This window comes from Vibrio sp. 1CM7H, from assembly GCF_023161645.1.
Classification (GTDB): Bacteria; Pseudomonadota; Gammaproteobacteria; order Enterobacterales; family Vibrionaceae; genus Vibrio; species Vibrio diabolicus.
On the sequence record NZ_JALNTV010000001.1, the window covers coordinates 1,274,517 to 1,295,212 of the forward strand.

Annotated in this window: 20 protein-coding genes and 1 pseudogene; 4 read left to right on the forward strand and 17 right to left on the reverse strand. The window is 43.0% G+C overall.

Going from position 1 to position 20,696, the window contains the following annotated elements:
* Nucleotides 1–19: 19 nt before the first annotated feature.
* Nucleotides 20–1,096: a nickel/cobalt efflux protein RcnA gene (locus MSG33_RS05550; protein WP_248380181.1), complete on the reverse strand. Its 1,077-nt coding sequence runs from the start codon at nt 1,094–1,096 to the stop codon at nt 20–22.
* Nucleotides 1,097–1,232: 136 nt separating this feature from the next.
* Here MSG33_RS05550 and rcnR point away from each other — a divergent pair, with 136 nt between their 5' ends.
* On the forward strand, nt 1,233–1,505 hold the full coding sequence (gene rcnR, locus MSG33_RS05555) for a Ni(II)/Co(II)-binding transcriptional repressor RcnR (RefSeq protein WP_085344497.1): 273 nt from the start codon (nt 1,233–1,235) through the stop codon (nt 1,503–1,505).
* A 263-nt stretch (nt 1,506–1,768) separates the two neighbouring features.
* On the opposite strand, the gene MSG33_RS05560 is transcribed toward rcnR, so the two are convergent.
* The 6 genes from MSG33_RS05560 to ltnD form a co-directional block, all read right to left on the reverse strand.
* Nucleotides 1,769–3,262, reverse strand: a complete 1,494-nt coding sequence (locus tag MSG33_RS05560) for an SLC13 family permease (RefSeq protein ID WP_248380183.1) — start codon at nt 3,260–3,262, stop codon at nt 1,769–1,771.
* Nucleotides 3,262–4,221 (reverse strand): D-erythronate dehydrogenase, encoded by a 960-nt coding sequence (gene denD, locus MSG33_RS05565; protein ID WP_176319682.1) that lies wholly within the window; start codon nt 4,219–4,221, stop codon nt 3,262–3,264. The genes MSG33_RS05560 and denD overlap by 1 nt, the downstream gene beginning before the upstream one ends.
* 61 nt (nt 4,222–4,282) lie before the next feature.
* Nucleotides 4,283–5,059 carry a 2-oxo-tetronate isomerase gene (gene otnI / locus MSG33_RS05570; protein ID WP_017635261.1) on the reverse strand — a complete coding sequence of 259 codons (777 nt, stop codon included), beginning with the start codon at nt 5,057–5,059 and terminating at the stop codon, nt 4,283–4,285.
* Nucleotides 5,059–5,706, reverse strand: coding sequence for an aldolase (locus MSG33_RS05575; RefSeq protein WP_248380184.1), 648 nt, complete (start codon nt 5,704–5,706; stop codon nt 5,059–5,061). The genes otnI and MSG33_RS05575 overlap by 1 nt, the downstream gene beginning before the upstream one ends.
* Before the next feature lie 11 nt (nt 5,707–5,717).
* Nucleotides 5,718–6,974, reverse strand: a complete 1,257-nt coding sequence (gene otnK, locus MSG33_RS05580) for a 3-oxo-tetronate kinase (protein ID WP_048625565.1) — start codon at nt 6,972–6,974, stop codon at nt 5,718–5,720.
* A gap of 25 nt (nt 6,975–6,999) precedes the next feature.
* Nucleotides 7,000–7,908: an L-threonate dehydrogenase gene (ltnD, locus tag MSG33_RS05585; RefSeq protein ID WP_248380186.1), complete on the reverse strand. Its 909-nt coding sequence runs from the start codon at nt 7,906–7,908 to the stop codon at nt 7,000–7,002.
* Between the two features lie 274 nt (nt 7,909–8,182).
* On the opposite strand from ltnD, the gene MSG33_RS05590 reads away from it, so the two are divergent.
* Nucleotides 8,183–8,941 carry a DeoR/GlpR family DNA-binding transcription regulator gene (locus MSG33_RS05590; RefSeq protein WP_005375354.1) on the forward strand — a complete coding sequence of 253 codons (759 nt, stop codon included), beginning with the start codon at nt 8,183–8,185 and terminating at the stop codon, nt 8,939–8,941.
* Nucleotides 8,942–9,118: 177 nt separating this feature from the next.
* Here MSG33_RS05590 and MSG33_RS05595 read toward each other — a convergent pair.
* A pseudogene (locus MSG33_RS05595) lies at nt 9,119–9,905 on the reverse strand (ABC transporter permease subunit); the annotation flags it as partial.
* 971 nt (nt 9,906–10,876) lie between these two features.
* Here MSG33_RS05595 and MSG33_RS05600 point away from each other — a divergent pair.
* Entirely contained in the window at nt 10,877–11,530 is a 654-nt protein-coding gene (locus MSG33_RS05600) for an HNH endonuclease (RefSeq protein WP_203505992.1), read from the forward strand.
* Between the two features lie 173 nt (nt 11,531–11,703).
* Here the strand turns inward: MSG33_RS05600 and MSG33_RS05605 are convergent, their stop codons facing one another.
* The 7 genes from MSG33_RS05605 to ppiC form a co-directional block, all read right to left on the reverse strand.
* The gene (locus tag MSG33_RS05605; protein WP_213895286.1) at nt 11,704–12,210 is read right to left on the reverse strand and encodes an RNase H family protein; all 507 of its coding nucleotides are present in this window, start codon (nt 12,208–12,210) and stop codon (nt 11,704–11,706) included.
* Between the two features lie 168 nt (nt 12,211–12,378).
* The gene (locus MSG33_RS05610) at nt 12,379–12,822 is read right to left on the reverse strand and encodes a hypothetical protein (RefSeq protein ID WP_213895285.1); all 444 of its coding nucleotides are present in this window, start codon (nt 12,820–12,822) and stop codon (nt 12,379–12,381) included.
* A gap of 847 nt (nt 12,823–13,669) precedes the next feature.
* Nucleotides 13,670–13,870, reverse strand: a complete 201-nt coding sequence (locus MSG33_RS05615; RefSeq protein WP_213895284.1) for a hypothetical protein — start codon at nt 13,868–13,870, stop codon at nt 13,670–13,672.
* Between the two features lie 147 nt (nt 13,871–14,017).
* Nucleotides 14,018–14,662, reverse strand: a complete 645-nt coding sequence (locus MSG33_RS05620) for a recombinase family protein (RefSeq protein ID WP_213895283.1) — start codon at nt 14,660–14,662, stop codon at nt 14,018–14,020.
* A 344-nt stretch (nt 14,663–15,006) separates the two neighbouring features.
* On the reverse strand, nt 15,007–15,849 hold the full coding sequence (locus MSG33_RS05625) for a hypothetical protein (protein WP_203506003.1): 843 nt from the start codon (nt 15,847–15,849) through the stop codon (nt 15,007–15,009).
* Between the two features lie 276 nt (nt 15,850–16,125).
* Nucleotides 16,126–17,853 carry a recombinase family protein gene (locus MSG33_RS05630; protein WP_248380188.1) on the reverse strand — a complete coding sequence of 576 codons (1,728 nt, stop codon included), beginning with the start codon at nt 17,851–17,853 and terminating at the stop codon, nt 16,126–16,128.
* Between the two features lie 62 nt (nt 17,854–17,915).
* The gene (ppiC, locus tag MSG33_RS05635) at nt 17,916–18,260 is read right to left on the reverse strand and encodes a peptidylprolyl isomerase PpiC (RefSeq protein ID WP_258629022.1); all 345 of its coding nucleotides are present in this window, start codon (nt 18,258–18,260) and stop codon (nt 17,916–17,918) included.
* A 214-nt stretch (nt 18,261–18,474) separates the two neighbouring features.
* On the opposite strand from ppiC, the gene MSG33_RS05640 reads away from it, so the two are divergent.
* Nucleotides 18,475–19,389 carry a chemotaxis protein gene (locus MSG33_RS05640; protein ID WP_005392519.1) on the forward strand — a complete coding sequence of 305 codons (915 nt, stop codon included), beginning with the start codon at nt 18,475–18,477 and terminating at the stop codon, nt 19,387–19,389.
* A 128-nt stretch (nt 19,390–19,517) separates the two neighbouring features.
* Here the strand turns inward: MSG33_RS05640 and MSG33_RS05645 are convergent, their stop codons facing one another.
* Nucleotides 19,518–20,054, reverse strand: a complete 537-nt coding sequence (locus MSG33_RS05645; protein WP_176319683.1) for an ATP:cob(I)alamin adenosyltransferase — start codon at nt 20,052–20,054, stop codon at nt 19,518–19,520.
* 97 nt (nt 20,055–20,151) lie between these two features.
* On the reverse strand, nt 20,152–20,682 hold the full coding sequence (gene hutZ, locus MSG33_RS05650; protein WP_248380190.1) for a heme utilization protein HutZ: 531 nt from the start codon (nt 20,680–20,682) through the stop codon (nt 20,152–20,154).
* Nucleotides 20,683–20,696: the final 14 nt, after the last annotated feature.

A 20,696-nucleotide genomic window follows, 5' to 3' on the forward strand; every position in this document is an offset into this window, starting at 1 on the left:
GTAATAATTACAACAGAGCTTAGCTCATTAACGTCGTAAACCCGTGCATGCCCATATACATACCAACGGCACTAATCAAGATCCCCGATAGATAAGGTGCACGACGAGCCACATCGTTCAAACCACTCCACTTCGATGTTGCTTTTTGAACGCCCACTGCCGCGACAACACCAACCGCAACTAAAGTTAACGCTAGACCAATACTGAACGACACCACCAAGGTTGCACCAAGTGTCATGGCCTTAAGTTGCAAACAAATGAGTAAAACAGTGACCGCCGCCGGGCATGGTATTAACCCACCAGTCAAACCAAACAGAAGTATTTGTCCATTGGTAACATCTCGATCGCCAAAGCGCTTTTGAATATCTAGAGCGTGAGCACGCTCATGAGCGTCTTGGTACTCTTTATTCTCACCTTCCGAGTGGGAATCCGCATGAAAATGCACCTCGAAATCGTGGGTGTGATCATGGTGCCCGACCATCAACGTGACGAAAAAATCATCAGAGGCTTCAATACAGGAGGCGGATTCCAAATAGCCATCGCGCTCAATAAAGTGATAAATATCAGAAGGCTGCCTGATTGCGTTAGGTAGCACTAGTTTAACGTTTTCAGCCGTTAAAGGCTTACCGTTAAGTGTGCGTAACTGAAAACGGCAGTGATGCCCTTCTTCTACGATAGAAAGCGATAGATGCCCATGACCAGTATCGACAACTTGCGTTCTCCAGTCTCGAGCTTGCTTATGAGCTTTGTGCCAAGCTCGCTCATCGCTCCACGTTCTCCAGAACATCCATAAACCCGTCGAAACGATAATTACCCCAGAGATAAGCTGCATCCATGGCTCCGCAGCTTCTGCAGTAAATCTTTGGCTTATATACATCCCACCCGCAGCAATTATCCATACGATCGCCGTATGGGAAAGCGCTGCAGCCAGCCCCAACATCACCGCCTGCTTCACTGTTCCTTTTACGGCCACAATAAACGCCGCCATCATCGTTTTTGAATGTCCTGGCTCTAATCCATGTAACGCTCCTAATAAAATGGCGCTGGGTATAAAAAACCATCCGTTACCTTGTTGTAATAATGCGACAAAATCCATTGTTATTCTCAATATGCTCTTCTAAAGTTGCCCCAAACTATACTCCCCCCTAGTATTTAATACTACCCCCCAGTATAAGATGAGTGCTACATTATCAGTTAGAATCTCGCAGTCAGTAACTTAAAGAAGATAAGTCATGTCCCATACAACCAGAGATCAAAAGAAGCTCAATACCCGTGTCAGCAAAATACAGGGTCAGGTGAATGGTCTTAAAAAAATGCTGGAAGAAGAACATGAGTGCCAAGATGTGTTGCAACAAATCGCTGCAATTCGAGGGGCTGTAAATGGCTTAATGAAAGAAGTAATTAAAGGTCACTTACTTGAGCACGTTGTACTTGAGGAAGACAAAACTCAACGTGAAAAAGATATGGAAGTCGTATTGAAAGTACTGGACTCTTATATAAAGTAACCCTACTTCGCTAGAGTAAAGTCACTAGGGTTAAACTCGAATAGATCCTTTATATGTAATCGTTAACTAAACGGGAAATAGAGATTCCATTTCATATCGATTAGGTTGAAAGAAACTATATCAGTTCAAGTTAAATAGTTTAGTTATCAGAACTAAAACGGCCCAAACATAGGGCCGTTCATATTATTAAAAATCCCTAAACTATCTGCTAAAAATACATATTGTGATAGGTTTTGACTTTATGGAAGAGTACAAGTAAACTTTTATACTTCTTGTAATTCGACGTGCTTAGCGCTGTAAGATTTTGTAAATGCAATACACCCCAAAAGTACAGCAAGTGGTAACACGGGATCAAAGATTGAACCATGAGATCCGAAGAATAAGTTAAGAATCATGACTAATGAACCACCAATAGCCCAAGCAATTGTTGTTGGAATAGTCCAAATAATGAGTTGTTTCTTAACCTCAGTCACCCCCATTAGTCGATTAACAATATGGAATAACGAGTCATTAAAGTAGCCAGCAAATAGAGATCCCATCGTAGCTGCCGTCGCTGCGAATAAAAGGTTAACATCAGGAATATTCACTAAAACTGGGGCAGATATAGAAGCAGCGGTTATCATGGAGACTGTACCAGAGCCCTGAATAATACGAACTAACGTCGCAATAATAAATGGAATCATAACCGCAGAAATAGGAAGCCCTGCAACTTGGTTAGCAATCTCTGCGCCCGCACCCGTTTCACGCAATACGGCACCTAACGCGCCACCAGCTCCTGTTACTAACAAAATGATGCCACAAGTGGAGATTCCTTGTTCCATCTTTTCATTCGCTTCTTCTTTGGTAAGGTTATTACCCAATGTGTAAACCGCTAATAACGTCGCTATTGATAGTGCAATAGTAGGGCTGCCGATAAAAGCGATAAATTGACCAAATGTTGTTGCAGTCAGCCCTTCGAAACCGAAAGTCCCCTCTAATAAACCCATCACTGATTTCGCAAGTATAAGTAAAATAGGGATAATAATTGGAGCGATAGATTTACTTAAAGATGGTAGGCCTTTCGCTTCTTTACTTGCAATGTACTCTTTGTGATCATTAATCAGTTGCTCACTAGACTTCGAGAAATGTTCGGTTGGAATGAATTCAGGAAACTGCTTTTCTAACCATCTTGCATACCAAACAATACCCATGACACAAGGCGCAGCGATCATCAAACCAAAACCTAACATGCTGGCAAGATCGACACCAAAGATACCAGCAACGCCCAAAGGCCCAGGAGTCGGCGGAATAGCGTGATGCGCTACGACCAAGCCGCCCGCCAGAGCAACCGTAAGCGTTAAAATCGAGCGATTGGACGTTTTTGACAAAGACTTCGCAATTGGATAAAGAATGATAAGCGCGCTATCCACAAAGATTGGGATGCTAACAATATAGCCAGTTACAGCAAGAGCGGCCTCTTCTTTCTTTTTTCCTAACCACTTTATAAAATTATAGGCAATACTTTCTCCTGCTCCAGAAGCCTCTAAAATAGCCCCCATCATAACGCCGAGACCGATGACAATCCCTATACCGCCTAATGTTCCACCAAATCCTTTGCTAACGGTCGCAATCGTGTCGTCAACACTTAACCCACCAATAATACCTGCGATACATGCCGCAATTAACATCGCAATTAACACATGTACTTTTGTACGTAATACAAGAAAAACAAGGACTGATACTGCTACTATTAGTCCAATTACTGAGGTTGGTAACATTAGACAATCTCCATATTGTTAACAGAAATAAATTGTTGTAATACATCCTTGAAATTACTGTCTGCTTTAAATCCAAGCTCCAGTTCTTTAGTACAATCAATTTTTTGTGGCCAACTACTCACAATACGATCAATACCCGCATCATGCTCATAGGTAATATAATTAGAAAGTTGTTTACCCATTACAGTGTCCATTGTTTGAATCATCTCAGCTGGTGTAGTTTGAATACCAGGTAAATTAAGCGTTCTATAGGACAGATTATTTAACTGCTCATAAGGCATTAGCCCTGCATATTGAATATTGTCCACCACTCTAGACGGGCTCGATATCCAAAGTTTTAGCGTAGGGTCTACAGGACAATTTGATTCTTGAGCATTCAAAGGCTCACGAATAATTCCGCTTACGAAAGAGCTAGCGGCAAGGTTTGGTTTCCCAGGGCGAATACAAATAGTCGGTAAACGTACGGATACAGCTTTAACAAAGCCTTTACGGGCATAGTCGTTAACCAATAACTCACCTATAGCTTTTTGCGTCCCGTAGGATGACTGAGGATGAAGTGCTGTTATTGGTGTAATCGTTTCCGGAAGTTCACCACCAAATACAGCTAAAGATGAAGCAAACGTAAAACGAATATTAGGGTTTACTTTACGGCAACGCTCAAGCAATAACTGTGTGGTCGTCAGGTTTACAGCTACGCCTAAATCAAAATCTTGCTCAGCATGGCTCGATACAATTGCCGCTAAATGAAAAATGTGTGTCGTTTCGGCAGTAATAACTTGGTCTATATTTTCTCGCTTTGTCATATCCATGACTAAAGAAACGACTCGGTCATCAATGCCCTCTAAGCGCGACTTTTGAATGTCGACAATAGTAATACTTTCAGCTTTGTTTTCTTTTAGTAGTGATTTGGCAAGTAGGGTTCCGAGAAAACCCGCCCCTCCAGTTATGATAATATTCATAGTCACGACCCTTTGTTTTTGTAATTAGTTTCAAGTTATTTATGGATAGAAATTAAAATTGTTATAGGTATGGTTTAACCCAACTAAGGCCCAGCTGCGTGCTATGCCTTGGGTTGTATTCACAACCGATCCAGCCTTGGTAACCAGAGTCATCCAAAACATTGAATAGGTGTGGGTAATTCAGTTCGCCTTCCGATGGTTCGTGCCTTTCAGGCACAGAAGCAATTTGAATATGGCCTGTGTATGGCGCCACATCGCGAATCAACGTACTCAGATCACCGTCCATAATTTGTGCGTGATAGAGATCGAGCTGCAATTTCACGTTTGGACGAGCCACTTGTTTGATGAGTTCCACCGCTTCACGTTGATGTGCAACAAAGTAGTTCGGTACATCGCGATTGTTGAGTGGCTCAATCATCAGCTCAACACCTTGTTCGGCAAACTTATCCGCTGCATAACGAATGTTTGAGATAAAGGTTTCAATATGCTGATCACGAGTGAAGCGAGAATCAACAATGCCAGACATAGCGTGAACCTTTTTACAGTTCAGTGCCTTGGCGTACATCAGAGCAGTCTCGACGCTCGTTTTAAATTCATCCTCACGCCCCGGAATAGCTGCAAAACCTCGTTCACCTGCATCCCAATCACCTGGAGGCATGTTGAATAACGCTTGCTCAAAACCAAACTGCTGTATCTTGCTTGCTAGTTTTTGCGCTTCGAATGCGTATGGGAAAAGGTATTCCACCGCTTTGAAGCCCGCTTGGTGTGCTTTTTCGAAACGATCTAGAAAAGGAACTTCTGTGAATAACATTGTCAGATTTGCCGCGAATTTAGCCATTACTTACCTCTCCCTTTTAGGTCTTGAATCTCAGTATCCGTTAAGTAGCGGATGTTGCTGTCTTTAAGAATGAACGCTAGCTTCGCTGTCTCTTCTAGCTCTTCTGCGTTATCCACTGCATCTTCAAAGTCCGTACCCGTGATCACTGGACCATGGTTCGCCAGGAGGAAAGCTCGGTAGTCACTAGCCCGCTGCGCAAGTTCTTCAGCAATCTGAGGGTCGCCCGGGCGCAGGTACGGAATCACTGGCAGTTCGCCAATGCGCATTACAAAGTAAGGTGTGAAAGCTTTGATGGCATTCTCGCGATCTAAACCTTCAAGACAAGAAAGCGCCGTCAAGTAAGTAGAATGCAGATGCACAATCGCATTACACTTTGAGTTATTTCGATAAATCGCCAGATGAAAAGCCACTTCTTTTGATGGCTTTTCACCAGAGATATGGTTGCCATCAATATCCACAACCGAAAGCTCTTCAGCAATCAAGCGGCCGAACGAAGAACCAGTTGGCGTTGCCAGAAAGTGTCCATTATGCAGTTTTAGAGAAAGGTTGCCAGCGCCGCCAGTCGCATAGCCACGTTCAAACATAGAGCGCGCCATAGTGACCATTTGCTCTCGCAGTTGTTGTTCTGTCATCAATTCTTTATTCATCACAACCTCACCTATTCAAAAAACGACTGTGCTTTGGCAAAGAAGTGTTCATCGCCGAAGTTGCCCGATTTCAGAGCCAAAGAAAGCTCGCCTTCAAGTGACTTCACCCAAGGTACACCTGGTGCGATTTGAGGACCGATATGAAAACCTTTTACGGCTAGGCTTTGGGTTACAACCCCTGAGGTTTCCCCACCCGCAACGATGAAATTTTTCACACCGTGCTGCTGAAGTTTGATTGCAAGTTGGCTAAAGAATTGTTCAACCGCGTGACTTGAAGCATGCGCGCCAAACTCTTGTTGAATCGCTTTTAACGCCGCTGCATCTGCGGTTGCGTAAACCAGTGGTGCGAACTCGCTTTCGATGTTGGTCATGACCCAATCAAACACTTGATTTGAGTAATCTTCTTCCGTCAGACACGCCTTCACATCAATAGCAAAGTGTGGCGCTTTTTCTTTGTAAACAGCGACCTGTTGGTTGGTCATGACAGAACAAGATCCAGATAACACAACGGTTGGTGCCTTTTTAGGGTTCCCCTCTTGCTTCGCATCACTTTGATCTTCAAGGTTCTCTATCCAGTTCTTAGCAATACCCGCAGCCAAACCAGAACCACCAGTTACCAGTTTTAGAGACTTCGCCGCTTGGCCAAGTGTGACAAGATGCTCTGCATTGAATGCATCAACCACTGCATAGCGGTTGCCTTGTACTTTTAGCTCTTCAAAGCGCTCAATTACCGCTTTTGGACCTTGTTCAATTATTTGGAAGTTCACCAGGCCAGATTTGCCTTGAGATTGAGCATCCATCATACGAACTAGGCTTGAATCAGTCATTGGTGTCACAGGGTGATTACGCATACCTGAGTCGCTTAGCAAGTCTTGGAATACAAATAGATGGCCGTTGTAAACTGTGCGACCATTCACTGGTAATGATGGGCATACAATGGTGAACGCTTCACCTAGCTCTGCAAGCAGTGCATCCGTTACAGGACCAATGTTACCTTCTGCTGTGCTGTCAAACGTTGAGCAGTACTTGAAGTAAAACTGCTGACAGCCATTTGCTTGCAGCCACTTAAGCGCAGCTACTGAATCCTCGATTGCCTCATCTACAGGACAGGAGCGAGATTTAAGACTGATCACGACCGCATCTGCGTTTACATCAATCTCTTCTTTTGGAATACCGTTAAGCTGAACTGTGCGCATGCCGTTTTCTACAAGAAAACCTGCGATGTCTGTTGCGCCAGTAAAGTCGTCTGCGATAACGCCTAATAACATCATTTTTTCTCCGTTTTACGTGCGCTTACTTCTGTTTGTTTTCTACACCTGGAAGCTCAATACCATCAAAAATCTTGATAACGGCACTGTCGTCTTCCTGGCCAAAACCAGCATTGCTTGCACTCAAAAACATGTTTAGTGCTGTGCTTGATAGAGGAAGTGGAAATTTGAGATCTTTTGCTGTGTCCGATACGAGGTTTAGATCTTTCACAAAGATGTCGACCATAGATTTAGGGGAGTAGTCACCATCAACTACATGCTTCATGCGGTTCTCAAACATCCAAGAGTTACCCGCTGCATTCGTCACCACGTCGTACATCAGGTCAAGAGGAATGTTTGCACGTGCCGCTAATGCCATTGCTTCAGCACCAGCTGCGATATGAACACCTGCTAGCAATTGGTGGATAATCTTCACAGTTGCGCCTAGGCCAATCGCTTCACCGATGTTGTAGACCTTAGCTGCCGTTGCGTTGAGTACTGGTTCAAGTGCATCAAATGTGCTTTGCGCTCCCGACGCCATAATAGTCATCTCACCTGATTCTGCTTTTGCAGCACCACCAGATACCGGTGCATCAAGCATCACAAGGTTGTGTTCTGCCAATTTCGCTTCAATTTGTTTTGCGTCTTCTGCTGAGATGGTTGCTGAAACCATTACTGGCGTATTCGGCTTAAGCGCTGTAGCAAGACCGGTTTTGAACAAGACCGTGTTAACTTGAGCTGCGTTCACAACAAGAACTAGAACCGAATCAAGCTTATCTGCAAACTCAACTGCATTTGTAGAAACAGCTTTTGCACCGAATGAACCTAGCTCTTCAAGCGCTTGAGAATTTAAATCGCAACCATATACATCTAGGCCTGCACGCACACATGACTTTGCGGCGCCCATTCCCATAGAGCCTAAACCGATAACACCTACAGATTGAACTTCACTCATAAAAACAATGCCTTCTGGTCTATTAAACTTTGTTAATTCTTGTTTGGTTGATGTGATTATATGTGAAGACTAATACTAAGACTTCGCTTTGAATCACATTTTTTCACATAAATTAACAATGTCGTGATATATACCTCTTTATGGGAAGAGACATTCCGAGCAGTTAACACAAGCGAAGGCTGTTCTTACAACGTTGAGAACATAATTCACAGATATTCACAAAAAATAAAAAGATTGGTAGGATACTGAAAAACAAGAATATAGAAGTGAAATTATGATCCCAGCAGAACGTCAAAGAACCATATTATCCCTGTTATCACATCAAGAAGTGTTAAGCATTTCAGATTTAACCGACCACCTTGGCGTATCACATATGACCATTCGTCGTGATATCGTGAAGCTTGAATCCTCAGGTAAAGTCGTTTCTGTTTCTGGTGGAGTGCAACTCGCTCAAGCTCTACATTCAGAACTTTCCCATGATGCGAAGGTCGAGCAACAAGCGGATGAAAAGATTCAAATTGGTAAGCTGGCGGCTACGTTAATTGGCCAAGACGCTACTATTTACTTGGATGCGGGAACAACCTCTCTAGAAATCGCCCATCAAATAGCAAATCGTAATGATCTTTTAGTGATCACCAATGACTTCTCTATTGCTGCTTTCCTTATGACGCACAGTGAATGTGAGCTTTACCACACAGGAGGAAAAATTGACCGCGAAAACCAATCTACCATTGGTGGAAAAGTCGCAGAGTTCTTGAACGGGCTAAATATTGATATCGCCTTTATTTCGACTTCTTCTTGGAGCTTGAAGGGCTTATCAACACCTAATGAAAATAAAGTTCTCGTAAAAAAAGCGATCATCAAGGCGGCACAAACCAACTATCTGATCTCAGACTCAACTAAATACGGTCAGATAGCGAGCTTTCATGCATTAGACATCGAGCAATTGGACGGAATTATTACCGATCGAAACCTATCAGAAGTGGTCACACAAGAATTAACGGATAAAGGATTACGTGTTTATAAAGAGTAACACTACCTAAACACCTGAGTTCGCGTCACTTTTATACTCGTTAATCTATAGGTGCTTCCAATATACATAGACCTTACTGTGTACTTTCTGGCAGAAAACACATCCTTTTGTTTTCTAAATTACCAAATTACTGATTACATCTGGATATGGACGCTCACTTCGCTTTATCGCTGCTCGTCACTTGTCATCAAAAATCAAATTCACCGCAATTGCCATCAAAACTAAGCCTGAGATTGGCAGCAAGACACCTAATGGCGAGCGCTCTATGTAAGGCAGATTCTCTGCAATCAATAAACCCCGCTCGGGTTCTGGCGGCTTAACGCCTAGTCCGATAAAACTCAGAGAAGTCAGGCTGATCGTAATGTACGGCAAACGCAGAAACGCGTGACGAATCAATGGCGGCAGCACATAAGGCAACAAGTAGTAACGGAGTACTCGCCACTGACTGGTTCCCCAAATGGGCGCAAGATGCGTATAAGGCTGCGCTTTGGCTTCCATTAACAAGCTCGCGCAGGGCGCCGCTAATGGTGCCCACGACACCATAACAATCGCAATCAAGGCACTGTTTGGGTTCATCCCCGTTAGACCAGCGGTCAGCAGACCCGCCACAATGTATGGCACACCTTTGGTGATCTCAATTAAGCCTCGGCTATAACGAGTCACGAAGCCGAGCAGCAAACTAATCACCAAACTTAGGAACGTTGCGATGATGCCCATTTTGATCGTCGACATCATACCGCCGCCTACAGGAGCAAGCAGATCTCGACCAACGGCGTCGGCACCAAACGCAATTCAAGGCGAGTAAAGTGGATGGTGTAAGGATCGCGCATTAACGCCCACCCCGCACAACCAATCAGCAAGGCAAAGCGTAAGATTTGAAACTTACTGATGTTCGCCGATAGCCAAGTGATCACCCAAGGCTCATCTAATACACGCTGAGGCTGTCATTGAGCAAGCGCCCGAACATGAACCAGAGTTCTCCAGCAAGGAATAGCATGGATAACTGATACAACCAGCAAACGTATTCTCATACAAAGCTTCAAATAGGATAACGACTTATGAGAAAAGCCAAGTTAACTACATATAAATGAGTTTCTAGTTTGGAAAGATTAGCGTTTGGTTGAGCATGGCAGATCAGAATGTATCTGCCATGTCATAATGGTAGTGATTGGCGAAAAGAGGCCGTACAGATGATATTTAAGGCTTGTGGGTTTCATCTGACAATGTTTAGGTAGATACCAAGCCTTATGTTCTGTAAAGCACCTTAATACTTGAGTCAATTACCCAAAGTTGTTCATCGTTGAATACACTCGTTACAAGAAAACAAAGCGAGTTATGTTCTTAAGTATAATTGTTCAACAAACACGGGGTTGAGCTAAAAATGATAGACTACGGGTACTAGTTCTCTAGTCTAAATGACATTGTATGACAATCATCACTTATAACTAATTGTTAATAAATCATATAAATGAGAACCTATTAATCGTTTTAGAAAGTGAGGGTATGCAGTGAGTCAAGTTCTAACAGCAATCTCTAGTGGCTTAATTGGTGTATTGGTCGGTGGTCTTCTTTCGCATAGGTTCAATCTATGGCGCGATACAAGAAAAGAGTACAACAATGTTGTTATTCCAGTTAAGCACAATATATCAAAGGCTCTACATAAACCCCATAATGTCTACTTAGACATAAATGCTATACATGGACTTCAATGTATTATTTCTAACAGGCAATATGAAAAGGTCAGTACCCAAGTCGAGGTCTACAAATCTATAATTAACGCCAAATGGGATTACAGGGATGAAAAGGAGTTTAACGTTGAGCAAAATACTAGTGACATCATTAACACTCTTAAATCGATTGATTCATTGTTGAAAGTGAAATAGATATCCCCTCAGAGGCTAAGCCTCTTTACATTGAGAGATTACAAGTATAAAGATGGAAAAAATAACAGACAAACTCCACATACCTTTCTGTGATGAGTTCATCAAGTATCTGACTCATAGCAATCGTATCAAACTAACAAATGAAGACGCTCAGATGTATGTAAAGAGACTTCAGGACGTTAATAACTGCTTCAGACAAAATGTCGTTGTTGATATTTATGAACTCGATGTAGGCGTTATTTTCGACTTTAAGCTCTACCTTTACTCTAAACTGTCAGACAACGAAGCTAACGATTGCTTTAAGGCTCTGAAGAAATACGCAAAGTTTATAGAACAAGTAGTGTTAACTAGGGAGCTTTACCCTGAACAGTTGGAATCTTACTTTGAAGGAGCAACTATGCAGGTTAAAGTAAATCGCTTTGAGCGAAACCCCAAAGCTAGAGCAGCTTGTATCGCCCATCATGGTCTTTCTTGTAAGGTTTGTGACATTAATTTTAAGAATACTTATGGCTCAATCGGTGAAGATTTTATCCATGTACATCATATTACTCCTATGAGTGAGATAGGTAAGAAATATAAGGTAGATCCAGTGAAAGACTTAGTACCGGTATGTCCAAATTGTCACGCTATGCTTCATCGGCGAACCCCTCCATACAGCGTATATGAATTAAGAAATAAACTAAGAAACATCATGGAAAATATCTAAGTACCTATATGAATATTCTTGCTTTCCAACTCACACAGTATTGGTACAGTTGTTTATATCAACGTCAAAAACTTATTGAAACTTTGTGAGAAAAACCTGTAACCTCAAAAGGGTTAAGGATATAGAAAAATAGAAAGCGCTGCATGTCGCTGTGCGCCTTCTACATACCTATTTTATAAAAGCATTTGACTGTTGCTCACAGCCTTACGGGCTAAGCGGTCTGAATGTTCATTGCCTTTGATACCTGAATGTCCAGCTATGTGCTCGACAGTAACATATGGGCGAATAGCTTTAAGCTCATCTATCAGCATCCATAAGTCCTGATTAGCGACAGGCTTCTTGCTTGAGTTGCGCCAAGCGTTACGCCTCCAGCTATCAAGCCATTCATTGAAGCCCCGCACACAGTACTGACTGTCACTAAAGACATTATCCCCCTCACCTGCTACAAGTAAGGCAATGATGAGAGCCAGAAGCTCAGCCCTTTGGCTGGTGACACCGCCAGTCCTGCGAACCGAGGATGAGTACTCATAGGCGCATTGACCAAGAGCGTCGTAAACCGCGATACCAACACCCCCTTGAAGACACCCGTGCTGATTGTCTGGTGCTGAACCATCGCAATAGATACTTAGTGGGTGCTGAGCGTTGTGTAATAGATGTGTCGTTTGAAGTTGTGTATTCATATTGAGTCCTTAATCGTAAAGCCACACCGAAAGCCCCACATAGCCAACTACACCAACGAAAGACTCGTAGTGACTAGCTGACAGCATGGCTTTGCGGTTAAGCGTTGGGTTTGAAGTGAAGTAGACCTTGTGGTGGCCTTTTGTGAATTGTGGAGTGATGAGAGCCAATCAGGCAGCTTGAGATAGATTGACCACCTCATTCTTAGAGTTAACAAAGATGCTTAATGTTGAAAGCACTTCCATATACTTCTGAGCCTGCCTTTCCTTGACACCAAGTAGCTCTTGAATTGACTTTGACGTGTACACTCGTGAATGTTGCTGTAGCAAGGCCATCAACTTGTACTTATCCACGTAAGCCTTCTTGCCGCTACTTCCTTTTGTACTCTTCCTCTCTAAGTAGCAGTTGAGTACACCAGAGACGACATCATCAAGCCAAGCTGGTGGTTTGTCCGTATTCATTTGGGGCAATTGTATCGATACTCTTTTGGCTGGTCGTCCTGTCGCGCTTCTAGATGTCGTTGTAGTGTCATCACTTGCAAAGTCGGGTAGTTCATATCCTTCAACGTCAAGCCATGTTTCATCGTCAAATGTCATTAAGTTTATGTATTTCATGGTTTATTTAGTTTCCGCACCTATATAAAGAGAAAACATAAAGAGAGAACCATAGCTAGCTCAAAGAAGAACCTTAAAGACAAGCTAAACGCTACTAGGAACTCTCCAGTGGGGGATTTGAAATGATTGATTACCGTTGTCATGACACTCCCACTAAAAGCGGGCTGAAAGGAATGATATGAGGTGATAGATAGAAGACGCAGAGCTTAAAGTATCTATGAGAGCTACTTCAAGTTAAGCTTAGAGTTAGCTTTAAGTAAGTGATTGTTATTGTTAATAACTACAATCACGTCTTTAAGACAGACTTTAAGTATCCACGCCCTACACCAGCACGTCTTACAAGCTTAAAGCTTCCCTTAAAGAGAACTCTTAAGCTTTGCGTCTGGTGCATGTATTGCTCTTTGTCTCTCTGCTTGCCCAAGGCATTAAGACTCACTCTCTATGAAGCCGAGAGGTTACGAGGTGATGGCCTTGAAGCCCACTCAGTGCGTGACTCTGATGTGTGACTTCTTGCTGTGGTTTGGCGGCTACAGTCCGCATTGGGTTTGTTCTTATAGGCAGTCGTAATTACAGATTATTAACACAAAAAAGGGGAAATAATTTAATTTCAGTCACTTAGCGTCTTTACATCTAAATAACACTTACATCCCTTTTAGTGTGACATTCCCTAGTTAAACCAGCTTCTAACCTCACCGTATCGGGCTGCGCCCTATAGGCAGTCGTAATTCGATTGGCATTGCGTTGAGACTCAAAGAGAGCGTAAAGGCAGGGGATGAGAGCGTTGATACCTCGATGGTTTGACCTAACTAAAACAGACAAGGGCAGGCGTTGCACCCGCCCAAGTGACCTAGATAAGCTCGGCGTTAAGCTCTGCCATGTAAGGCGCTAAGACATTCTCAATGCCATTTGTAGCGTCCTCAAAGACACCAAGCTCTACTAACGCTTTAACGTTCCCCCACACCTCTTGGTGCAGCTGCGAGTCTTGCGTTGTAAGCAGCGTTTGAGTATCAAGATGATTAGAGGCTTTAATAGTTAAGACGTCGTTCATATCAATGCTCCTTTGTGCTTAAGGTGAGCTAAAGATACCGAAACTCAACTTGGTTGTGTTATGTGTAGTCACTAGTGAATGCAATAACTTGAATATGGTCACGCAAGAGCTTGCTAAGTGAGCACTTATTGTTCAATCAGCCGACACTTAGAACACGGTGCCAGCTTCAATCGCCTTCTTCTTCACTCTCTGTACGGTACTTGCATTACAGCCAAGCTCCTGAGCGACACCACGGATAGACTTTCCCTCAAGTAACAACTCAATGATACGCTGATGCTGCTTGGTATTAGCTTTGCGTCCTTGGAACTTCTCAGCCCACTTCGCAGGGTTAGCTTTAAGCGCTTGTCTTCCAGCCTCAGCCGACGCTAAGCGATTCTTACGCTCTGCCGCAGCCATAGCCGTGAGCATGGTAATCTGGATGTCAGTGACCATGTTCTGCATGTCATCATCTTTGTTTGAGTATGAGAACGTCAGACCTTGGTTGATAGTCTTAATACACACGCCCCTGTCGAGAAGCTCACGTATAGTCGATTCAGCGTCTCGATAGTCACGCCCTAAACGGTCAACCCACCATACGACTAGAGTATCTCCTTTACGTAGCTTACCAAGAAGAACCGATAGCCCTGCCCTCTCTTTAGCTGGCACAGTACCCGACACTTTCTCTGTCGTAATCTCCGCATCAGGGTAAAACTTTGAGATGTCACTCAATTGGCTGTCCACATTCTGCTCCTTAGTCGACACACGGACATAAGCAAAGACCATTGAGTTGCTGTCATTGGATTGAGTTGTCATTGTCATACCTCGAACGAGTGCTTTAGGTTGATGTATGCTTAACTTATTGTATGTATATCGACAAGTCAACACCTAAAGCACACAAAAATAACAACGTTAGAGTGTATGCATTTGGGCATGACCTATAACACACAAACAAGGAGTCATCCGAAATAGGCGTATGATAGCCTGCGGAAGTCCTGTATAGAAAAACACTTATGTGCTGCACTGCCTACAGAAGAAAGTTGGAAAATTCTCAGATTAAGTTTTAACTTATTATGCTTAAAAATTGCTAAGCGAAAGGTTTAGATAAAGTAAAAGAGTAAAGAGAAGCTACTAGTACATCTCTTCACTCAAAACTATCTCTATCTAGGCGCTGGTAAAGCCAAATTTGAGACAAACTCTAAAGCCACGGTGTCTCTGTCACCAAAATATTTAGCTGCTTTTTCGTTGAGCCATACCTCATGAAAATGTCGCCTAAAATCTTCCAGATATTCAGTTGGGTAAAGTCTCGCCTGAACGACCCGCCCGTCTGGATACTCATGTTCATAGTCTGGAAATTCTTTAGGTTCAACACCTCTGTTCTTTCTCAACCAGTCGCAAAACAATCTACCTTCAGATATGTCCGGTACTAAGCTTTCTGGGAGAGTGTAGCCAGCCTCCTCAAGCGGAGCTATGAGATTAAGCGTAATCTCATTTAACATTGAAAAGTGTGTGTAGGGGATTTTAGCGCGATTTTTGGTGTACCTTTCCAAATGCCTTGGTAACGCCCCAGTTCCCTTGTATCCAGTTCTCTTGTAAATAAACTCTTTTAGCGATTGAGACGCCAAATTACGAAAGTTGTCTCTAGCAACATCTGCTTCTGAACGGCTTTCAAAAGCATAGTATTCAAGGACTGCCATACATATATCATGAGGCACAGCATGGTGCGTCTTCCCTCTAACCTTAATCGGTATATGTAAGTCCTTTGATGGATTGCCACCATTACGCTCTATGATTTGGCTAATAATCCTGCCTCTTGGGTGCAACCTCTGATTCTGCCAATCATTAACAAGTGTGATGATGTTACTTCTCGCAGTCCCACAAATATACGCCAACCCACTGGCAGTGAGGTATGGAGTTCCGTCACTCATGACTCCCATTTCAAAGCCATTCGCCTCTGTTTGGTGCTTTAGTGGTACTGACGGAAGTGCTAATTGTCCATTCATAGACTCATTCCCTATATTCGACAGAGTGAATAATATAGCACTTTATCATTATTCCTGTACAAATCTTGAACTAACCTCTTACCTGAGACTTAATACTTTTATAAAAAGCAAAAACAGCAAGTAGAAACTGGATGAGAGCCTCGACTAAGTTACGAGACAGCGTATGGGGAAACTGAATTAGTATAACTGGTAGATAAGAGGGGGGTATGGGGGGGAATGAGCGCATACTAAAGATATTAATACGCGCTCAAAATTTACACATAAAATTGTTTGGGTTTAAAAGCTGCTTACCCAGCCGTCGTCATTCAACAAGTCTATAGACTGTCCACTTATAGCAATAACGTTTTGAGGATTTGTTTGGCTCTTAAATTGTTGGATTGGCATACACTCAATGACCGTGAAATCATCACCGTCCCAAGCGATAGCCATCTTGTAGTCATTTAGAACTTCAACTTTTATCTCGTGACCATCTCTGCGCTTGATAAGCATCAGACCTTGATACTCTTTGTCTGAAAATTCTTTAAATACACTAGACCGTGGATTTGGTGCAGCACCTAATGTAATGGTATCAAGCATACGACGAAGCAACCCGTTGGCTTTGTGCCGTGCATCGTCATCATTAGCAATCTCTTCAAGTACACTTTGCAGTTTATCAACTTTGTCAAACGCTATGTCTTTTTCATAGGATAGAGCTTCAGCTCGTTCATCTGCTAACTTAAGTGCATCTTTAAGAGAGTTAACTTGTGTTTCAATACTATCAAAGCGCTCCCTCATAAGGTCACTATCTTTTTCCAATAGCATTTCCAGCAATTTAGTAGCTTGGCGTTGCTTCTCCATCAACTCTTCACGGAGCAACGCGCACTTTGTCTCCGCTTCTTTCACAGCCGACTCATGACCTTCTTCATTGAAGGAGCTCAAAAAACGACGCAAGGCAATAAGTAAAATTCGTTCTGTTTTTTCGTAGTGCCAGTTCTTAGCCTGACAACCCGTCGTCTTCAGCTGAGAGCATCTTAAGAAACGATACGTTCTGCCTTTCACTGTTGAAGAGTTTATGGCTAAACCACTGCCACATTCACACTTAAGAAGACCTCGAAAAAGGTTTGCCATACCGCGCTCGACGACTCTTCCCTTAGCAGTTGTCTTACTCGACTTAATCTGTTGGCAAGTCGCCCATAGCCCTCTATCAATAATTGCAGGGTAATAGTCCTCGACAGGGTCACCATCAGCGACATCCCTTCCATCAATGCGTTTTAGTAGTTGAATTTCACCAATAACACCTCGGTGTTTGAGAAGTGAGCGGATATGTCTATACGACCATGTAGATGATCTCCCCCAGTAAGGGATGCCAAGCTCATTGAGTTTTAGCGCTATGGGCTTTGTACTAAAACCTTGGCTGTACCATGTAAATATCTTACGAACTATCTCTGCCCTTTCGTTATTGACTAAGAAACAAGACTTGTCGTCACTTACAGTAAGCCACTCGGGGCATTTACGCGTTACGATTATCCCCTTACGTATAAGCTCTTTGTTCTTCTTCTTTGCAGCACGCACACGCAGAGATTTTATCTCACTTTCTTCATGTGCTCGCTGAGCGGTCATAAGCCACATCATTAGGTCGAGCATTACGCTGTCAGAGTTTGTAGTGTAGAGCTTACTGTCAGACAATGTGAATATACTCACGCCGACTTCCAATAGCTCCAGCATTAAACGTAATGACTTATCGACTTGTTGACGAGACAGCCTATCTACAGACTCAACTATTAACACTGAGTTGGGTCTGATAGCCCCTTTCTTCGCAAGGTCGATAAACTGAGAAAGTGCACCTGTGGTAGCGTTAGCACCTTTCCAAGCACTAACACCGAGGTCATTGAAGGTTTGGTCTGAAAGCTGCCATCCGTGTTGGCAACATACTTTTTCGATTGCTTCGCGTTGGCGAGTGAATCCGTGTCCTTTAATTTGCTTTTCCGTCGATAAACGTGTGTAACTGTACGCTATCTTGGTCATTTCTTATACCCTAATTATTAGTAACCCCTTGTTGCTATTAGCGTTGGGGATTTTACCAAAGTTTAGGGAATACGATAAAGCACCTTTACAACATGCCAACCGAACTTGGTTTTAACTAAATGTGGCGTCAGAACCTCGCCAGAAAAGCACACTTTGTCGAACTGAGGTACCATTTGACCACGGCGGAACTCACCAAGATCACCACCGCGCTTGCCTGACGGGCAAGTGGAATACTTCTTCGCTAGTGTCTGAAACTTTGCGCCTTTTTTCAGTTGCTTGATAATGTCTTCTGCTTGCTCTTTGTGCTTCACAAGAATATGTAATGCGGCTGCTGTATTTGCCATTGATCTATCTCTCACTATTCTGGTCGCGCAAGTGTACCCAATCCCTTTTAACACGCCAAACATTTCTTGTTTATACCTAGGCGGCTTCAAGGTTCAAATACATGGGACTATCAAACTTCCGGCATAACAAGATTAAAATACAACCAAGTTTTGCTCAGTTAATCACTATTCTTTAAGAGATTGTCTAAAAAGCTCACATTTGTCTCTCCGATGGTTGAAGCCTTCGTCTGATAAGATTAGATTAGACACAATTCGGTGGTATTTATAAGGTTATTTCATGGCAAAAGTCGTTAGTAAAGCGAATCAATCTCAGGGCATGTTGATGTTCAAACTCACCCTGCAACAGAGTTTCGCGATAGGCACGCTAAAAGTCCGTGAAATCGTTCCGTATATGCCAACCACGAAGATCCCTTACTCGCATCATCACGTCATTGGCACCGTTACAATACGTAACTTAACAGTGCCTGTGATCGACATGTCAGCGGCTGTCGGCTTTCGTCCTATCAGTGAAGAAGAATACAAGAATTGCTACTTGATCGTGACAGACTGTTTGCGAACCGTGGTCGCCTTTATGGTTCGTAGTATTGAGAAGATCATTGAATGCGATTGGAAAGCCATTGAAACCCCACCAGCGAGCGCTGGGAAAAATATTTTCGTAACAGGTATTACTCGCTACGAAGACAAAACGGTTCAGATGCTGGATGTAGAACTGCTACTTTCCAAAATTTATCCGCAATACGAAAACTCAAAGATCCCGATGCTGACAGATGTTGAACGTGAGCGCCTAAAAGCATTAAGCATTCTTTTGGTGGATGACTCTTCCATCGCTCGTAAACAGCTGTGTGATGCTCTTGATAGTATCAATATCGGATACCAAATTTGTAAAAATGGTTTAGACGCATTAGAGCTGATGAAAAGCGAGGCTGAGGCTCATCGACCAATCGATATTTTGGTCAGTGATATTGAGATGCCAGGGCTTGACGGCTACGAGCTAGCATTCGAAGTACAAAATGACTCCGCTCTTAATCACTCATACCGCATTTTGCATACGTCGTTATCGAGCGAAATCTGTGTAGACAGAGCTCACCAAGTTGGCGCACACGAGGCGCTTGAGAAGTTCAATGCTGGTGAGCTGATTGAAGCCATGCTGCGCGGTGCAAAAGAACTAGAAGCCAAAGCTATGGCTTCTTAACTCTTAACTCTTAACTCTTAACTAAACAGCCAAAAAGCAAATTGTCGAACATGGTGTGTCGAATATGGTGTTTTGCGGCCATTTTTTCGCGCAGAAGCTTTGATGTTCGCAGCTGCTAGTTTCTCAGGTCACTTCTTTGGCATCGAGTAACTACGAGATACAAACTCTGTCTCTTCGACTTGATTGATGTGATTAATATAAGAAGCCAAGCTATAAAGTACATTCGCCAATAAGTTCGCGTAACGAAATAGAATAAGGGCAGGTTGTTTCTTACCTGCATGTTCGATCGCAACTAATGCTCGTACCGTTTTTTTAGCTTGGCAACGGCACAAATGCAATTGACTGGATGCTGGGTGCCCTCCAGGTAGAACGAAACCTTTGAATCCACCATCAATGCGTTGCTTAAGTAATTCATAATCTGCCTTTAGCTCTTCAACTTCCGCTTCTGTAATCGCTAGCTTTCCGCGAACCGAACCATTTAGGTGATAAACATTAGGCTGCATTCTTGTCAGTATATCGCGGCTAAACTCGTCCAGATCCATCGCGAGAACTAAACCAATACGACTACAAAGTTCATCTGCCGTGATTTCAAAGTCACAAACCGGACTGTCCTCGTAAATAAAGGGATAGCAAATCTCGCTCAATTCCTTGCTCACAGGCTTCATGCTTTTGTTCCAATATAAAAAAGGGAGCCAGTATAACCTAACTCCCTTTATGCGTTCATTATTCCGAATGTTCGATATTTACATGACTGGTTTACAATCAAGCACTTTCGATTTTCTTGTGACCTTCTTGAAGGTGAACAAAATCTACTAAATCGTCGCCAGAGACTTGATACGCTTGACCAAAGCCTTTAACAAACAGTCCCGATTCTGGCTTCAAGTTAAACAACACGAAATCCTCTAGTTGGCTGAGACCATCAATAATCTCACCAAAACGCTCTTTCATTTGTCCAACAACTTGTTGCCACATCTCTGTGTCTCGCTCAACCACATTTGCTACCGCATCAAAAGTTAAGCGCTTACGAGCAAACAACTGCTTTGAAGATTCTTCATCTTCGATCATCATCAAAGAAACGTTTGAATTTTCTAGAAGGTTACGAGCATGACGAGCGATTTTAGAAATGAGTACGAAGTAGCCTTCCTGATTTTGGACATAAGGCGCGTAGCTTACATTAGGGCGACCTTCTGCATCGACAGTTGCAAGCTGAAGCGTACGACGCTCCTGACGAAACTCTTTGATCTCTGGCCCTAAACGACCTTGCAAACGCTCTTGTTTAACTTGTTGATCCATATTGATACCTGACT

Excerpts from the sequence above, each read along its gene's own strand:
- MSG33_RS05550 (WP_248380181.1), bottom strand. The coding sequence starts at position 1,096 with ATGGATTTTGTCGCATTATTACAACAAGGTAACGGATGGTTTTTTATA.
- rcnR (WP_085344497.1), top strand. The coding sequence starts at position 1,233 with ATGTCCCATACAACCAGAGATCAAAAGAAGCTCAATACCCGTGTCAGC.
- MSG33_RS05560 (WP_248380183.1), bottom strand. The coding sequence starts at position 3,262 with ATGTTACCAACCTCAGTAATTGGACTAATAGTAGCAGTATCAGTCCTT.
- denD (WP_176319682.1), bottom strand. The coding sequence starts at position 4,221 with ATGAATATTATCATAACTGGAGGGGCGGGTTTTCTCGGAACCCTACTT.
- otnI (WP_017635261.1), bottom strand. The coding sequence starts at position 5,059 with ATGGCTAAATTCGCGGCAAATCTGACAATGTTATTCACAGAAGTTCCT.
- MSG33_RS05575 (WP_248380184.1), bottom strand. The coding sequence starts at position 5,706 with ATGAATAAAGAATTGATGACAGAACAACAACTGCGAGAGCAAATGGTC.
- otnK (WP_048625565.1), bottom strand. The coding sequence starts at position 6,974 with ATGTTATTAGGCGTTATCGCAGACGACTTTACTGGCGCAACAGACATC.
- ltnD (WP_248380186.1), bottom strand. The coding sequence starts at position 7,908 with ATGAGTGAAGTTCAATCTGTAGGTGTTATCGGTTTAGGCTCTATGGGA.
- MSG33_RS05590 (WP_005375354.1), top strand. The coding sequence starts at position 8,183 with ATGATCCCAGCAGAACGTCAAAGAACCATATTATCCCTGTTATCACAT.
- MSG33_RS05600 (WP_203505992.1), top strand. The coding sequence starts at position 10,877 with ATGGAAAAAATAACAGACAAACTCCACATACCTTTCTGTGATGAGTTC.
- MSG33_RS05605 (WP_213895286.1), bottom strand. The coding sequence starts at position 12,210 with ATGAATACACAACTTCAAACGACACATCTATTACACAACGCTCAGCAC.
- MSG33_RS05610 (WP_213895285.1), bottom strand. The coding sequence starts at position 12,822 with ATGAAATACATAAACTTAATGACATTTGACGATGAAACATGGCTTGAC.
- MSG33_RS05615 (WP_213895284.1), bottom strand. The coding sequence starts at position 13,870 with ATGAACGACGTCTTAACTATTAAAGCCTCTAATCATCTTGATACTCAA.
- MSG33_RS05620 (WP_213895283.1), bottom strand. The coding sequence starts at position 14,662 with ATGACAACTCAATCCAATGACAGCAACTCAATGGTCTTTGCTTATGTC.
- MSG33_RS05625 (WP_203506003.1), bottom strand. The coding sequence starts at position 15,849 with ATGAATGGACAATTAGCACTTCCGTCAGTACCACTAAAGCACCAAACA.
- MSG33_RS05630 (WP_248380188.1), bottom strand. The coding sequence starts at position 17,853 with ATGACCAAGATAGCGTACAGTTACACACGTTTATCGACGGAAAAGCAA.
- ppiC (WP_258629022.1), bottom strand. The coding sequence starts at position 18,260 with ATGTTTGGCGTGTTAAAAGGGATTGGGTACACTTGCGCGACCAGAATA.
- MSG33_RS05640 (WP_005392519.1), top strand. The coding sequence starts at position 18,475 with ATGGCAAAAGTCGTTAGTAAAGCGAATCAATCTCAGGGCATGTTGATG.
- MSG33_RS05645 (WP_176319683.1), bottom strand. The coding sequence starts at position 20,054 with ATGAAGCCTGTGAGCAAGGAATTGAGCGAGATTTGCTATCCCTTTATT.
- hutZ (WP_248380190.1), bottom strand. The coding sequence starts at position 20,682 with ATGGATCAACAAGTTAAACAAGAGCGTTTGCAAGGTCGTTTAGGGCCA.